Below are 15,096 nucleotides of genomic sequence, written 5' to 3' on the forward strand. Positions count from 1 at the left end.
TGCCGTTGATCTGCTTGCAGTCGCCGTTCTGCGGAGGCGTCGAGACCTGTCCCGGCCCCGGCCGCCGCGGCACCATGGTGTGCGGATCGGCGGGCCGCGTGGCCCGATGGGGGTGAGCCGCGTCTTCCGGGCGACCTCGGGCTGGGTCGACGCGTCATCGCGCATCCGCGCGAGACGGGTCTCGAATGTTGCCGCCCTGGCAGCCGCTGACCTTGCCTGTCAGTGCCCGCGAGCATGCTGTTCCCATGACCCTACGGATATCGGGTGAGGCCCCCGCTGAGCCGTCGAGAGCCTGCCTGGATGTGGATGGGAGGCGCTTGTCGTTCCTCGACTTCGGAGGCTCGGGGCGTGTGCTGCTCGCCTTGCACGGCCACTTCGACGAAGGCCGCACGTTTACCCGCCTGGCCGAGGAGTTGCCGTCCGACTGGCGGGTGATCGCGCTGGACCAGCGCGGGCACGGATTCTCGGACCGGACGGACGACTACTCCCGCGAGGGCTACGTCGACGATGCACTGAGGTTGCTGGATCATCTCGGCGTCGGCCCGGTCGTCGTGCTCGGCCATTCGCTGGGGGGTGTGAACGCCTATCAGCTCGCCGCTCGCCGACCACATCGCGTTGAGGCCCTGATCATCGAGGACATCGGGGTCGAACTGGATCACGACCTCTCGTTCTGTCTTGCCTGGCCGCGGCGGGTGGCGACGCGATCCGGTCTGATCGAACGGCTCGGTGACTCGGCTCGCTACCTCATGGGTGCCGTACGTGAGTTCCCTGACGGGTGGGGCTTGGCGTTCAGCCCGGAGGACATGGTCCGCTCCGGGGGCCAACAGGTCGGCGACCACTGGAGCGACTGGCTGGCCACCGACTGTCCGGCCCTGCTCGTCCGGGGCACCAAGAGTGACATCCTCGGATCAGCCGAGGCCACGGCGATGGTGCGACGTCGCCCCGGAACGCGCTTGGTTGAGCTCCCGACCGGCCATACCGTTCATGCGACCGACCCTGCCGGGTTCATCGACGTCGTCCGTGATTTTCTGGAGTCACTCTGAATCCGCGCCATGGGCCCCGGCCTGCCTGACCCGGTAGCGGCCCGGGGTCGTTCCGACGACGTCGGTGAACGCGGCGATGAAACTGCTCGGGTTGGCCCAGCCGCAGGCGTAGGCGGTTCGAATGGTGTCGTGGCCGTCGGCGAGGAGCACGAGCGCGCGGTGGATGCGCAGTTGCGTGCGCCACTCGTAGAAGGTCATGCCGAGTTCGTTGCGGAACAGCCGACTGAGGGTGCGGGTGCTGGCCCCGATCATCGTCCCGAGTTCGGCCAGCGTGGCGTTGTCTGCGGGGTTCTCGTGCAGCAGGCGGGCAAGGGCCTGGAGTCGGTCGTCCTGAGGCTCGGGCAGGTGCAGCGGCTGTTCGTCTGCTTCGCGGAGTTCGTCCACGAGAACCCGCAGCAGGCGAGCGCGCGCGGAGCGGCTGTAGCCAGGCGCGGCGTTGTCGTCGTTGTGGGGGCCGGTCAGGGCGAGCAGGACCTCGCGGGCGAGGCCGGAGGCCAGGAACACGGCGGGGTGGTCCGGTACGAGCCGGGCGAGGGACGGTGCGAGAAAGACGATGCGCATGTCGGTGTCGCCGTGGGCGCGGTGGTGGTGCGTGAACCCGGCGGGGGTCCAGGCGACTCGGTTGGCCGGAACGATCGACGTGCCGCGCTCGGTGTGAACCGCCAGGACGCCGCTGGCCGCGTAGACCAGGTGTCCGCGCGGGTGCGACTGCGTCGCGCTCGCCTCGCCGGAAGGCCACAGGTGGCGCCCGCCGGAAGGCCACACGTGCGAGGTCACACCGGCGGTCCGAGAAGGTTGGCGGCGAACGGGCATCAGTTGGCATCCTAACGGTGGCACGCCACACTCCGGTCCGGTGAGACTTCCTCGTGTGGAGCGGTCGCCGGTGGCGCAGCGCGGCCGGCCGCACCGCAGCTCATCGGGGCAGCATGCCTCGGTGGCCCGGACTGAGGGAGCAGGGGGAACGCATGGCTGCATTCATTCTCGTGCCCGGTGCCTGGCACGGCGCCTGGGCCTTTGAGGCGGTGGTTCCGCTGCTGGAACGCGCCGGACACACCGTTCACGCCCTGACCCTGACCGGCCTGCGGCCCGAGGACGACGATGCGACGGTCGCGACCACCAACCTCGACACGCACGCCGACGATGTGTTGCAGCTGCTCGATCGCGCCCGCATCACCGACGCGACGCTGGTCGGCCACAGCTACGGCGGGATGGTGATTGCGGCCGCCGCCGACCGCTCCGGCGGCCGGGTCTCCCGGCTGGTGCATCTCGACGCCTACGTGCCGCGCGACGGCGAGTCGTGCTGGTCGTCGACGAGCGAGGGGTACCGGGCGGCGTTCGTCGCCGGTGCGGCGCGCACCGGTCACGCCGTCCAGCCGCCGATCGGCGGCGACCCCCGCCGGCGGCCCCATCCCCTCGCCTCGCTCCTGCAGGCGATCCGGCTCACCGGCGCTTTCGCCCAGGTGCCGCGTCGGGAGTTCGTCTACTGCTCAGGGTGGGAGGACCGGACGCCGTTCGCCGACCTCCGCAGTCGGCTCCAAGCCGATCCGGGGTGGCAGGTCCATGAGCTCCCGACCGTCCACAACGCCATGCGTGAGGACCCGGAGGCGGTCGCCGCGCTCCTGCTCGGCGAATCCGTCGCGGATGCGTCGACGCAGGGACGTGCGGCGCGCATCTGAGAGGGCGTCAAGTCCACCTGGTCAGAGACCTCGGCCAGGCGGGCCAGGCGGCTGAGCGCGGGGCCTTCGCCACCGGCCCGTGCCCCCCCCGATCCCCGGCTCAGGGCCACATCAGGCAGTACAGCTGGTGTCCCGCGTCGTGCAGCCGGTTCGCGAAGTCCTGCCACTCGTGCAGCATCTGGTAGATCACGAACGCGTCCCGCGGCCCGCGGCGGTCGGGGACGGTGGACCAGATGAAGGCCGCCGTGCCGAGCTCCGCCTCGTCCGCCTTGAGCAGCGGTTCGACCACCGACTGAGGGAGTTGGACGACGGCGTAGTCCGGGTGGAGGACCACCAGCTCGAGCGGGGGTACCTCGTTCAGGGGCATGCCCCGGATGCCGGTGAGGACCATCGCGCTGACGGTCTCCGGCTTGATCTTGGTGGAGAGGCTCCCGCTGATGGACTCCTCGGTGCCGCCGTCGAGGCCGAAGAGCTCGCCGAGGCGGCCCAGGGTGGCCAGGTCGCCGGCCTCGAGGCCGAGGCCGTCGCGGCCCAGGGCGGTGGGAACGCGGGCGGCCGTGGCGCGGTCGGGTGCGCCGAAGTACTTGTAGGTCACCCCCACGCGGCCAGCACCTCCACCTCCGTCGCGCCGTCGCGACGTCGTCCCGTCGAACCCGCGCGCACGGCGCGCAGCGCGGCCCGGCCTGTCGACGCAGCCGTCGTCGACACGCTCCGCGCCACAGTCGGAGTCCTCACGCTGCTCGGACACCCCGGACCATCCTTACCGTCCGTCGTCGATTTGCCAACAGGCCGCCGCGCACCTCCGCAGGACAGGCACACTCACGCGCCGCATGGCCCGATCATCGTCCCAGATGATCGGCGCGGACATGCCGTGTCGAAGGCTGCGATTTTGAAACGACGGCGATTTGAGACCATGTTCCCGTGAGCGATCCCGTGAGCAAGCACACCATCGGCAGTCCGTACCCGTACGAGGCACCCGTCTCCCAGGCGTTGTTCGAACGCGCGTCCGTCGTCACGCCCGGCGGAGTGAACTCTCCCGTCCGCGCCTTCAAGGCCGTCGGCGGCACACCCCGCTTCATGGTCTCAGGCCAAGGGCCGTGGCTGACCGACGCCGACGGTCGCGAGTACGTCGACCTGGTCTGCAGCTGGGGGCCGATGATCCTCGGCCACGCCCACCCCGAGGTCATCGCCGCAGTTCAGGACGGTGTCTCCCGTGGCACCTCGTTCGGCACGCCCGGTCAGGGCGAGGTCGAGCTGGCCGAGGAGATTGTGGCGCGTATCGCACCGGTCGAGCAGGTCCGCCTGGTCTCCTCCGGGACCGAGGCGACGATGTCCGCGATCCGGCTCGCCCGCGGATTCACCAACCGGGCCAAGGTCGTGAAGTTCGCCGGGTGTTACCACGGTCACGTCGACGCGCTGCTGGCCGCCGCCGGCTCGGGCCTGGCCACCTTCGCGCTGCCGGACACCCCCGGCGTCACCGGCGCCCAGGCCGGCGACACGATCGTGCTGCCCTACAACGACCTCGACGCCGTCCGCGCGGCCTTCGCCGCGCACCCCGGCGAGATCGCCTGTGTGATCACCGAGGCGTCCCCCGGCAACATGGGCGTCGTCCCGCCGCTGCCCGGCTTCAACAAGGGCCTGCTCGAGCTCTGCCGCGAGAACGGCGCGCTGTTCGTCTCCGACGAGGTGATGACGGGCTTCCGCGTCTCGAAGGCCGGCTGGTACGGCTTCGAATCCGTGAACGAAGGGTGGTCCGCGGACGTCAAGCCGGACCTGATGACCTTCGGCAAGGTCATGGGCGGCGGCTTCCCCGCCGCGGCCTTCGGCGGTCGCGCCGACGTGATGGCCCACCTGGCCCCGGCCGGCCCGGTCTACCAGGCGGGCACCCTCTCCGGTAACCCGGTCGCCACCGCCGCGGGCCTCGCCCAGCTGCGCGCCTGCACGGACGCCGTCTACGCGACGGTGGACCAGGTCGCCGCCGAGGTCGGCGCGCTGGTCACCGAGGCGTTGCACAAGGAGGGCGTCGCCCACCGGCTGCAGACCGCCGGGAACATGTTCTCGGTCTTCTTCACCGACAAGCCGGTGACCAACTACGACGAGGCGCGCGGCCAGGAGTCGTTCCGCTTCACCGCGTTCTTCCATGCCATGCTCAGCCAGGGCGTCTACCTGCCGCCCTCGGCCTTCGAGTCGTGGTTCGTCTCCTCCGCGCACGACGAGCGCGCGCTGGAGCGCATCGCCGCCGCCCTGCCGGCCGCGGCCCGCGCCGCCGCCGAAGCCACCGCGTAGGAGCTGAACACGTGAGCAAGAGCGACATCACCGTCGTCCACCTGATGCGGCACGGCGAGGTGCACAACCCGGAGGGCATCCTCTACGGGCGGCTGCCCGACTACCACCTCTCCGAGCTGGGCCGGAAGATGGCCGACCGGGTCGCCGACCACCTGGCCGGACGTGACATCACCCACGTCGTGGCCTCCCCGCTGGACCGCGCCCAGGAGACGGCCGCGCCGATCGCCGCCGCGCACGGGATTCCGGTCGAGAAGGACGAGCGCCTGATCGAGGCCGCCAACATCTTCGAGGGCAAGACCTTCGGGGTCGGCGACGGCGCGCTCAGCAACCCGTCCCACTGGAAGTACCTGACCAACCCGTTCAAGCCGTCCTGGGGCGAGCCGTACATCGAGCAGGTCGTGCGGATGATGGGCGCGCTCGGCGCCGCCCGGGACGCCGCGCGTGGCCACGAGGCCGTCTGCGTCAGCCACCAGCTGCCGATCTGGGTCACCCGCTGCTTCGCGGAGCACCGCCGCCTGTGGCACGACCCGCGCCGGCGCCAGTGCTCGCTGGCGAGCCTCACCTCGTTCACCTACGAGGGCGACAAGATCGTCTCGATCGGCTACAGCGAGCCGGCCCGGGACCTGCTGCCCGCGCACCTCACCGGCAAGAAGGGCCCGCTGACCAACAAGTCGTTCGGGGCATGAGCATTCGGGGCATAAAGATCAATTAAATATCCACTACACGAAGCGTCGTGGCAGGTCAAGGGCCTGCTGCGGCGTTTTCGTGGGGGTCGTGAAATCGGCCTAAACAAGCATGCGAAACTTTTCGCATGACGCGCCGCCGCTCTCTGCTCGCACTCGCCGCCCTGAGCGGCGTTCTCATGCTCTCCGCCTGCAGCGGCACCAACGCCGCGGAGACCGGCGGCGGGAGCGACACCGGCTTCGTCGCCGGCACCGGGCTCGCCCAGTCCGTCCCGGCGGGCCAGCGCGGCGCCGCGATCAACCTCACCGGCAAGGATCTCGACGGCAAGGGCATCGACCTCGCCTCCTACCGCGGCAAGGTCGTCGTGCTCAACGTCTGGGGCTCCTGGTGCGGCCCGTGCCGCGCCGAGGCGGGCGACTTCGAGACCGTCTACAAGGCCGACCAGGCCAAGGGCGTCGAGTTCGTCGGCATCAACACCCGCGACACCCAGATCGACCAGGCCCAGCAGTTCGTCAAGACCCACGGCCTGACCTACCCGAGCTTCTACGACGAGGACGGCTCGCTGCTGCTGCAGTTCCCGGCCGGCAGCCTCAACCCGCAGGCCATCCCCTCCACGCTGATCCTGGACCGCCAGGGCCGGATCGCGGTGCGCGCGCTGGAGCCGCTGACCAGCGACCAGCTCGCCAAGCTCGTCGACCCGGTGATCGCGGAGAAGTCGTGACCGGGACGGTCACGAGCGGAGCGCTGCTGCTCGCGTTCCCGATCGCGCTGCTGGCCGGGCTGGTCTCGTTCTTCTCGCCCTGCGTCCTGCCGCTCGTCCCCGGCTACCTCTCCTACGTGACGGGGTTCTCGGCCGCGGACCTCGCCGACGCCGAGGGTGGCCGCCGCGGCCGGATGGCGCTCGGTGCGCTGCTCTTCGTTCTCGGCTTCACGGCGGTGTTCGTCTCCTTCGGTGCCCTCTTCGGCAACGTCGGCAACGACCTCGAACTGCACCAGAAGCTCATCAGCCGGATCGCCGGCGTGCTGGTGATCCTCATGGGCCTGGCCTTCATGGGCCTGATGCCCGGCTTCACCCAGCGCGAAGTTCGCAGCCATCGCAAGCCCGTGGTCGGTCTGGTCGGCGCGCCCCTGCTGGGTGTGGTCTTCGCGATCGGGTGGACGCCGTGCGTCGGGCCGACGCTCGCGGCGGTGCAGTCGCTGTCCTTCAACGAGGCCAGCGCCGGGCGCGGGGCGATCCTGTCCCTCGCCTACTGCCTCGGCCTCGGCCTTCCCTTCATCCTGGCCGCGCTCGCCTTCCGCCGGACGCTCGCCGCGTTCGGCTGGATCAAGCGCAACAACCAGTGGGTCATGCGGATCGGCGGCGGCATGCTCGTCCTGGTCGGTCTGCTGCTGGTCACCGGAGCGTGGGACCAGGTCACCACGCAGTTGAAGTACTGGTTCCCGATCACCTCGGTGGGTATCTGATGACGACCGACCTCGACGCCGCCGAGCGGCTGAGCTCCGCGCCCACGGAGGACAACGAGGGCGGCGGGGACGTCGGCATCGGCCTGCTCGGCTGGTTGCGCTGGGCCTGGCGCCAGCTCACCTCCATGCGCACCGCGCTGATCCTGCTGTTCCTGCTCTCCCTCGCGGCCATCCCCGGCTCGCTGGTGCCGCAGACGGCCGCGTCGCCGACCAAGGTCGCCGACTTCGTCTCCCGGCACAGCACCCTCGCGCCGATCTACCAGAAGCTCGGACTGTTCCACGTCTACAGCTCGTTCTGGTTCTCCGCGATCTACCTGCTGCTCTTCATCTCGCTGGCCGGCTGCATCATCCCGCGCACCTGGCAGTTCGTCGGCGTGCTGCGCGCGCAGCCGCCAACCGCGCCCAAGCACCTGATCCGGCTGCCCGTCTACGCCTCCTGGCGCTCCGGCGGCACCGACGCCGAGAAGACCCTCACCGCCGCCGAGGCGCTGCTGCGCCGCCGCCGGTTCCGGGTCGCCCGCAGCGGTGACGCGATCACCTCGGAGAAGGGCTACCTGCGCGAGGTCGGCAACCTGCTCTTCCACATCTCCCTCTTCGGCATGCTGATCGCTTTCGCGGTCGGCAAGCTCTTCGGCGGGATGGGCACCGTCCTCGTCATCGAGGGCAAGGCGTTCAGCAACAACGTCGCCATGTACGACGACTTCATGCCGAGCACCTTCTACACCGCCGACAGTCTGGACGCGTTCGGCTTCAAGCTCGACAGCTTCGACGCGACCTACCAGACCACCGGCACCCAGATCGGCACCGCCCGCACCTTCCAGGCCAACGTCTCCTACTGGACCGGCAGCGACCCGTCCAAGGCCAAGAAGGGGGACATCCAGGTCAACCACCCCCTCGCGATCGACGGCAGCAACGTCTACCTGACCGCGCACGGCTACGCACCGGTCTTCCAGGTCACCGACGCCAAGGGCAACGTGGTCTTCAACGGCCCCACCCCGTGCCTGCCGCAGGACGCGAACATCACCTCGACCTGTGCCATCAAGGTCAACGACGGCTACGTCGACAAGGACGGCAACGCCTACCAGATCGGCATGTCCGGCATCTTCACGCCGACCGCCGCGACCGACTCCTCGGTGATGAAGCTCGGCCCGCACTCGGTCTTCCCCGACCTGGCCGACCCGGTGATCTACCTCGCGGCGTACCACGGTGACCTGGGCAACAACTCGGGTGCTCCGCAGAGCATCTACGAGCTCGACACCAAGCACATGACGCAGTACGTCTTCACGGACAAGGACGGGAAGAAGAGCCTGTCCGTCCCGATGGTGCCGAACGAGGAACTGAAGCTGCCCAGCGGCGGCACGGTCATCTTCACCGGCATCCAGCAGTGGGCCAACTTCACCGTCGCGCACAACCCCGGCACCGGCTGGGCGCTGATCAGTTCCGTGATGGCCGTGCTCGGCCTGATCGGATCGCTGTTCGTGCAGCGCCGCCGGATCTGGGTCCGCGCCGTGGCCGGCCCCGACGGCATCACCACCGTCGAGATCGCGGGCCTGGCCCGCAGCGAGTCGGCGCGGATCGCCGAGGAACTCGCCGAACTCGCCCTGGATCTCCAGGACACCGCGCCCGCCGACCAGCCGGACGCCGACGACCCCGCAGCCGACGCCCCCGCTGCTGTGCCCGCAGCTGCCCCCGCAGCCGAGAAGGAGTGAACGTGATCCTCGCCGAGGCGGCGATCGACACCAAGTTCGCCAACATCTCCAACGTCCTGGTCTACTCCGCGATGGCAGTGTTCCTGCTGGCCTTCCTGGCCTACGCGGCCGAGTGGACCTTCGGCGGCCGCAGCCGCGTCGCCCGGCAGTCCGCCGCGCTCGCCGCCAAGGCCGGCTCCTCCCTCGGCCAGGCGGTCGCCGACGCCGAGGCGGAGGAGGTCGCCGCGCGGACCGCGCCGACCGTGGCCGTCAAGGTCACCGGCGCCGGCGGCGGCACCACCACGCTGACCCGCACCGTCGCCGCCAAGGCCGGCAAGGTCGACGTGGTCACCCGAGGTGACGCGGCCCCGCCCGTCGACGGCGTCGGCGCCGCCGGCGGCGACGAGGGCGCGGACCGCATCGGCCGCATCGCCGTCTCGCTCACCACGCTCGCGGCGCTGCTCGACCTGTGCGCGGTCATCACCCGCGGCATCTCCGCGCACCGGCCGCCGTGGGGCAACCTCTACGAGTTCACCGTCGCCGTGACGATGATCGCCTCGCTGCTCTTCGTCGCGCTGCTCGCGGCCGGTAAGAACGTGCGCTGGATGGGCCTGCCGGTCACCCTCGGCGCCGTCCTCGGCCTCGGCATCGCCGTCACCGAGTTCTACGTCGACTCCGAGCAGCTCGTCCCGGCCCTGCACTCGTACTGGCTGTGGATCCACGTCTCCGGCGCGATGGTCTGCGGCGGCGCCCTCTACGCGGGCGCGATCGCGGCGATCCTCTACGTCGCCAAGGACGTCTACGAGTCCCGCAAGGCCAGGGGGCTCACCAAGGAGGACGGCTGGTGGTCGGACGCCTTCGAGCGCCTGCCCGCCTCCGCGACCCTGGACAAGTGGTCCTACCGGATCAACGCCTTCGTCTTCCCGCTGTGGACGTTCACCATCATCGCGGGCGCCATCTGGGCCGAGGCCGCCTGGGGCCACTACTGGGAGTGGGACCCGACCGAGACCTGGGCGTTCATCACCTGGGTCGCCTACGCCTGCTACCTGCACGCCCGCGCCACCGCCGGGTGGAAGGGCCGCAAGGCCGCGATCCTGGTCTTCGTCGCCTTCGCCTGCTACCTGTTCAACGCCTACGGCGTGAGCATCTTCATCAACGGCAAGCACAGCTACGCGGGCATCTGATCTGCTCGAGGTCGAGGCGACGGGACGCCGGGTGTGTGAACACCCGGCGTCCCGTTTTCGTCCCTGTCACCCGCACCAGGCAGAATGCGGCCACGGCTTCGGTTGGGGTTTCGCCACGGCCACGGCTTCACCGGGGACCAGGAGGACGGCATGACAGCCAGGACCGCGACGGACGGGTTCGGCAACGACGGCACGGAGGGGGCCGACCCGTTCGGCACCGCCGCGCTGCGCCGGCGCGTGCTCGACGCGTGGGCCGCCGCGCCCGCCCGGTTCCGCGAGGACGCCAACGCCGAGGAGGAGCTCGCGCTGGGCGGCTACCGCGACCGCCTCGTCGTCGAGCTCGCCCAGAACGCCGCCGACGCCGCCCGCCGCGCGGGCGTCCCCGGCCGGCTCCGGCTCACCCTGAAGGGTGGCGTTCTCGCCGCCGCCAACACCGGCGCGCACCTGGACGCCGAGGGCGTCGAGTCGCTCTCCACGCTGCGCGCCTCCTCCAAGCGCGAGGAGCGCGACGCGGGCGCCGTGGGCCGCTTCGGCGTCGGCTTCTCCGCGGTCCTGTCCGTCACCGACGAGCCCAGCGTCATCGGCGTCCCCGGCGGCGTGCGCTGGTCGCTCGCCGAGGCCCGGCAGCTGGCGGCCGACGCCGCCGCACGCGAGGGCGCGGACGCGGGCCTCACCCAGGAGCTGCGCCGCCGCGAGGGCCACGTCCCGCTGCTGCGCCTGCCGCTGCCCACCGAGGGCACCCCGCCCGAGGGCTACGACACGGTCGTGCTGCTGCCGCTGCGCGACGCCGCCGCCGAGGACCTGACCCGCCGTCTCCTCGACGACACCGACGACGCGCTGCTGCTGGCCCTGCCGGGTCTGACCGAGGTCGTCATCGAGACCGAGGACAGTGCGCGGTCGCTGGTCCGGCGCCGGCCCGTCTCCGAGGACCGGGCCGGCTCCGAGGCCGCCACCGTGACCGTCGCGGAGGACGAGGTCGTCATCGAGGACGACGGCTCGCCGACCCGTTGGCAGGTGCTCAGCCGCGGCGGCGCCCTCGACGCCGCGCTGCTCGCGGACCGCACCACCGAGGAGCGGCACCGCCCGTTCTGGTCGCTCACCTGGGCCGTCCCCGTCGACGAGGCCGGCGACCCGGTCCGCGTCCGCAGCGCCTACCTGCACGCGCCCACCCCCAGCGACGAGCCGCTCGGCCTGCCCGCGCTGCTGATCGCGAGCTTCCCGCTCGACTCCACCCGGCGCCACGTCGCCCCCGGCCCGCTCACCGACTTCCTCGTCGAGCAGGCCGCCGACGCCTACGCCGACCTGGTCCGCCGCCGCGGCGCGAGCCTCGGCTCGCTGCGCCTGGTCCCGGCACCGCTCGGCAAGGGCGAGCTGGACGCCAAGCTGCGCCGCGCGATCCTGGAGCGGCTGCCGGAGACACCGTTCCTGCCCCAGGTGGCCGACGAGGAGGGGGAGACGGCGCTGCGTCCCCGCGACGCCGTGCTGCTGGAGGGCGCCGACGCCGAGGTGGTGCGTGCGCTCGCCGCCGTCCTGCCCGGTCTGCTGCCCGCCGGGCTGGAGCGCCGCCAGGAGCTTCGCGCGCTCGACGTACGCCGGGTCGCCCTCGCCGAGACCGTCGACCAGCTCGCCAACCTCGACCGCGAACCCGAGTGGTGGCGCAACCTCTACGGCTCCCTCGCCGGCGCCGATCCGGAGGCGCTCGGCGCGCTGCCCGTCCCGCTCGCCGACGGCCGGATGGTGCGGGGCCCGCGCCGGGTGCTGGTGCCGGTGAATGCGTCGAGTCCGGTGGGGGAGGAGGGCCCCGTCCGCGTCGAGGACCTGGAGATCCTCGGCCTGCGCCTGGCCCACCCCGACGCCGCCCACCCCCTGCTGGAGAAGCTCGGCGCGGGCGTCGCCACCCCCGCCGGTGTGCTGGAGACCCCCGAGGTGCGCGCCGCCGTCGCCCGCTCGGCCGAGCTGGAGGACGACGAGGAGGCCGAGGAGCTCGCCGACGCCGTCCTGCGGGTCGTCCAGGCAGCGCTGGCCGAAGGTGAACTGACCGAGGGTCAGTATCCGTGGCTGGCCCGGCTGGCACTGACCGACGAGTACGGCGCGTGGGCGTCCGCCGGTGAACTCGTCCTGCCCGGAAGTCCGTTGGCCGCCATCGCGGACGAGGAGGACGCCGTCTTCCTCGACGAGGAGCTGGTCGAGCGCTGGGACGCCGCGGTGCTGCGCGCCGTCGGCGTCGCCCACGGCTTCGGCCTGCTGCGTGCCGAGGAGGCCGTCCTCGACCCGGACGACCTCGACCGCTTCGACCCCACCGCCCCTGCCGACCGCGCGCTCGGCGGCGAGCCCGCCGCCCTGCTCGACGAGGCGCCCGACGGGCTCGCCGAGTGGGCGGAGGACGTCACCGAGCCCCTGCTGGGAGCCGACGACCTGCCGCCCGGCGTCCCCGCCGTCCCGCCCGTCGCCGCCGAACTGCTGGCCGTCCGCGACCTCGACCTCGTCGCCGACGACGCCTGGCCGCAGGCCCTCGCCCTGCTCGCCCGGCCGCCGCTGCGCAGCGCCGTCGTCGACAAGGTCCGTCTGCTGCTGCCGGACGGGCGCACCGCCGAGGTCGTCCCGTACGCCGCCTGGTGGCTGCGCGACCACCCGGTCCTCGACGGCCGCGCCCCCGCCGGCCTGCGCGCCGCCGGCGGCGACCGGCTCCTGCGCGGCCTCTACGACGAGGCCCGCACCGACCTCGACGAGGCCTTCCTGCACGCCCTCGGCGTCCGCACCACGCTCACCGCGCTGCTGGCGGAGCCGGACGGCCCCGACGACGTCCTCGACCGACTCGCCGACGCGGAGCGCCCGGTGGCGCACCGTCAGCTCCACGGCATCTACACCGCGCTGGCCGCCGTCCCGCTGGACCGGATCCCGCTCCCCGACGAGGTTCGCGCCCTCCCGCCGCTCGACCCCGCCACGCACCGGCGCCCCGCGCACACCGTCATCGTCGACGTCGCCGACGCGGTCGTCGCGGACGCGCCCGATCTCGTGCAGCTGCTGGACGACTTCCCGCTCATCACCGTCGCCCCGGCGCTCGCCCCCGCGCTCGCCGAGCGCCTGCACGTCTCGCTGGCCAGCGAGATCGCGGGCGGCCGCGTCCTGACGGAGGGCACGGTCCGCGCCGTCCCGGAGGAGATTCGCGAACTCCTGCCCGGCTGCCCGGCCGTGTACGAGGAGCACGAGGAGCTCCTCGTCGTCGGCCCCGACGGCGAGGAGGCTCCGGTCGGCTGGCGCTGGGACGCGGACAGCGAGGCGCCCGCGCTGCCGGACGGAGAGCAACTCGTCGTGGAGTCGGACGAGTTCGCGCCGGTCGTCCCCTTCGGCACGCTCCATGCGGCGACGCCGGAGGGCCTGGCCGCCGGGCTCGCCTGGGCGGCGGGCGCGTGGGCGCGCCGCTTCGAGGTGCTGGCCCTGCTCGGCGACCCGGACCGCGCCTACGAGCTCAGCGCCGCACGGGACTTCGAGGGGTGAGCCGCAGCTCTGACGGACGGCCTCAGTTCACCAGCTCCAGCACCGCGAACTCCATGTCGTCCGTCAGCACCCGGTAACTGTGCCCCGGGTGCATCTGCGCCGCGTAGCCCGGAAGGTCCGCCGGGGGTGACGGCGACCAGCCGTAGGACAGGTCCAGGACGACGTACTGCGGGGGAGCCGCCTTGCTGCCGCCCAGCCAGTACAGGTCCGTGCGCGCGGCCAGGCGGGACATCGCGGTGATGTTGGACTCCACCGTCGCCCCGTCCGGCACCAGCGCCAGCGCGCGAGAGATCGCGTCGCTGCGCGGTGTCGCCGCGTACGTCGACGCGCGCAGCACGGAGACCGCCGGGAGGTCGAGCGTCCCGCACAGGGTCAGCGCGACCGCCGTCACCACCGGAACCACCGCGCCGTCCGCGTAGGCGCGCAGCCAGCGGGGCGAGCCCTCCCGCTCGCGGACCCGGCGGACCGCGTCGACCAGGGCCAGGAACAGCACCGGCATCAGCACCGCGTTGTAGTGCCAGCCGGTGCCCCAGTAGTCCGGGTTGTCGGAGACGAAGCGCCAGCCCAGCGTGGGCAGCGCCACGACCAGCAGCGGCGAGCGCAGCGCCAGGAAACCGGTGATCGCCAGCAGCATCCCGAGCGTCGACAGCTTCACGTCCGCCGGGCTGAGCAGGCCGGTCAGCCAGTGCGACCACCCGCCGGACGGCAGCTTGTCGCGGTACCCGTAGGCGCCCGTCGGGCTGAAGTGCGGGATCACACCCCAGACCGTCAGCGCCGTCATGCCGGCGCCGAACACGGCCAGCATCACCCCGAGCGCCCGCTCCCGCAGCAGGAACAGCAGCAGGCCGACGGCTGCCACGGTGATCCCGAGGTCCTCCTTGACCAGCGTCAGCGGCAGCGCCCAGAACGCGGCCCGGTGGTACCGCCGCAGCAGCACGTTGCGCAGCACCACCGCCAGGAGGGGGACGGCGAAGCAGATCTCGTGGAAGTCGAAGTCGACGGCCCGCTGCAGCCCCCAGGAGAGCCCGTACGCGGTGCCCAGGCACAGCGCCTTGGTGCGGGAGAGGAACCGCCCGGCGGTGCCCGCGACGACGCTGACCGAGCTCGCGAACAGCGCGGCCTGCGCGAGCAGCAGCGTCACCGTGGAGGGGAAGAGCCACCACAGCGGCGCCAGCAGCGCCGTGATCGGGCTGAAGTGGTCGCCGAGGATGTTCGCGTCCGGGCCCTTGATGTGGACGATCGGCGCTTGGAAGTCCGCGTAGGCGCGGACCTCCTCGACGAAGATCGCGGTGTCCCAGGACATCGAGCCGTCGTGCAGGTAGCGGGTCAGCTCGATGACCGCGTAGCCGGCACAGAACAGCAGCCCCAGCAGCAGGTAGGGCCAGGTGGGGCGCTTGGCCGCGAGTCGGTGGCGGGCCCGGCCGACACCGATGCCCCCGCCCGCACCGATGCCCCCGCCCGCACGCTGCGTGGGGATGCCGACGGTCGTGCCGCCGGTCGAGGTCGCTCCCTGGGTCACCCGCCGCACGGTACCGGTACGGCCCCCTCCGGAGAAGGGGTGACCGGTGACGAG

General features: G+C 72.0%; 12 protein-coding genes. 9 read left to right on the plus strand and 3 right to left on the minus strand.

Features of this window, described 5'->3' with window-relative positions:
- Positions 1-317: 317 nt before the first annotated feature.
- A complete protein-coding gene (locus tag BMY61_RS18010) occupies positions 318-1,043 on the plus strand; it encodes an alpha/beta fold hydrolase (RefSeq protein WP_342342525.1) in 726 nt (241 codons plus the stop codon).
- Here the strand turns inward: BMY61_RS18010 and BMY61_RS18015 are convergent.
- Positions 1,035-1,856, minus strand: a complete 822-nt coding sequence (locus BMY61_RS18015) for a helix-turn-helix domain-containing protein (protein WP_174514524.1) — start codon at positions 1,854-1,856, stop codon at positions 1,035-1,037. The two genes, BMY61_RS18010 and BMY61_RS18015, sit on opposite strands and share 9 nt — an antisense overlap.
- Positions 1,857-2,008: 152 nt before the next feature.
- Between BMY61_RS18015 and BMY61_RS18020 the strand changes: the two genes are divergently transcribed.
- A complete protein-coding gene (locus BMY61_RS18020; protein ID WP_042452000.1) occupies positions 2,009-2,719 on the plus strand; it encodes an alpha/beta fold hydrolase in 711 nt (236 codons plus the stop codon).
- A 100-nt stretch (positions 2,720-2,819) separates the two neighbouring features.
- On the opposite strand, the gene BMY61_RS18025 is transcribed toward BMY61_RS18020, so the two are convergent.
- The gene (locus BMY61_RS18025) at positions 2,820-3,467 is read right to left on the minus strand and encodes a hypothetical protein (RefSeq protein ID WP_425314695.1); all 648 of its coding nucleotides are present in this window, start codon (positions 3,465-3,467) and stop codon (positions 2,820-2,822) included.
- A gap of 173 nt (positions 3,468-3,640) precedes the next feature.
- Here BMY61_RS18025 and hemL point away from each other — a divergent pair, with 173 nt between their 5' ends.
- From hemL to BMY61_RS18060, 7 genes are all read left to right on the plus strand, one after another.
- Positions 3,641-5,005, plus strand: a complete 1,365-nt coding sequence (gene hemL, locus BMY61_RS18030) for a glutamate-1-semialdehyde 2,1-aminomutase (protein ID WP_236656223.1) — start codon at positions 3,641-3,643, stop codon at positions 5,003-5,005.
- Positions 5,006-5,049: 44 nt separating this feature from the next.
- Complete coding sequence (locus BMY61_RS18035; RefSeq protein WP_042452246.1) at positions 5,050-5,691, plus strand: histidine phosphatase family protein; 642 nt, start codon at positions 5,050-5,052, stop codon at positions 5,689-5,691.
- 125 nt (positions 5,692-5,816) lie between these two features.
- Positions 5,817-6,410: a TlpA family protein disulfide reductase gene (locus tag BMY61_RS18040; protein ID WP_042451995.1), complete on the plus strand. Its 594-nt coding sequence runs from the start codon at positions 5,817-5,819 to the stop codon at positions 6,408-6,410.
- Positions 6,407-7,153 (plus strand): cytochrome c biogenesis CcdA family protein, encoded by a 747-nt coding sequence (locus BMY61_RS18045; protein ID WP_042451993.1) that lies wholly within the window; start codon positions 6,407-6,409, stop codon positions 7,151-7,153. Before BMY61_RS18040 ends, BMY61_RS18045 begins: the two co-directional genes overlap by 4 nt.
- Entirely contained in the window at positions 7,153-8,862 is a 1,710-nt protein-coding gene (gene resB, locus BMY61_RS18050; RefSeq protein ID WP_042451990.1) for a cytochrome c biogenesis protein ResB, read from the plus strand. Before BMY61_RS18045 ends, resB begins: the two co-directional genes overlap by 1 nt.
- A 5-nt stretch (positions 8,863-8,867) precedes the next feature.
- Positions 8,868-10,025 (plus strand): c-type cytochrome biogenesis protein CcsB, encoded by a 1,158-nt coding sequence (gene ccsB, locus BMY61_RS18055; RefSeq protein WP_042452244.1) that lies wholly within the window; start codon positions 8,868-8,870, stop codon positions 10,023-10,025.
- A 150-nt stretch (positions 10,026-10,175) separates the two neighbouring features.
- Positions 10,176-13,523 (plus strand): sacsin N-terminal ATP-binding-like domain-containing protein, encoded by a 3,348-nt coding sequence (locus tag BMY61_RS18060; RefSeq protein WP_042451989.1) that lies wholly within the window; start codon positions 10,176-10,178, stop codon positions 13,521-13,523.
- A gap of 22 nt (positions 13,524-13,545) precedes the next feature.
- Here BMY61_RS18060 and BMY61_RS18065 read toward each other — a convergent pair whose 3' ends face one another.
- Positions 13,546-15,042 (minus strand): DUF2079 domain-containing protein, encoded by a 1,497-nt coding sequence (locus BMY61_RS18065; RefSeq protein WP_143094408.1) that lies wholly within the window; start codon positions 15,040-15,042, stop codon positions 13,546-13,548.
- Positions 15,043-15,096: the final 54 nt, after the last annotated feature.

Source organism: Streptacidiphilus jiangxiensis, assembly GCF_900109465.1.
Taxonomy (GTDB): domain Bacteria; phylum Actinomycetota; class Actinomycetes; order Streptomycetales; family Streptomycetaceae; genus Streptacidiphilus; species Streptacidiphilus jiangxiensis.

What these genes read in the sequence shown, in the direction of transcription:
- BMY61_RS18060 (WP_042451989.1), top strand. Translation starts at nt 10,176, where the DNA reads ATGACAGCCAGGACCGCGACGGACGGGTTCGGCAACGACGGCACGGAG.
- resB (WP_042451990.1), top strand. Translation starts at nt 7,153, where the DNA reads ATGACGACCGACCTCGACGCCGCCGAGCGGCTGAGCTCCGCGCCCACG.
- BMY61_RS18015 (WP_174514524.1), bottom strand. Translation starts at nt 1,856, where the DNA reads ATGCCCGTTCGCCGCCAACCTTCTCGGACCGCCGGTGTGACCTCGCAC.
- BMY61_RS18040 (WP_042451995.1), top strand. Translation starts at nt 5,817, where the DNA reads ATGACGCGCCGCCGCTCTCTGCTCGCACTCGCCGCCCTGAGCGGCGTT.
- BMY61_RS18020 (WP_042452000.1), top strand. Translation starts at nt 2,009, where the DNA reads ATGGCTGCATTCATTCTCGTGCCCGGTGCCTGGCACGGCGCCTGGGCC.
- BMY61_RS18035 (WP_042452246.1), top strand. Translation starts at nt 5,050, where the DNA reads ATGCGGCACGGCGAGGTGCACAACCCGGAGGGCATCCTCTACGGGCGG.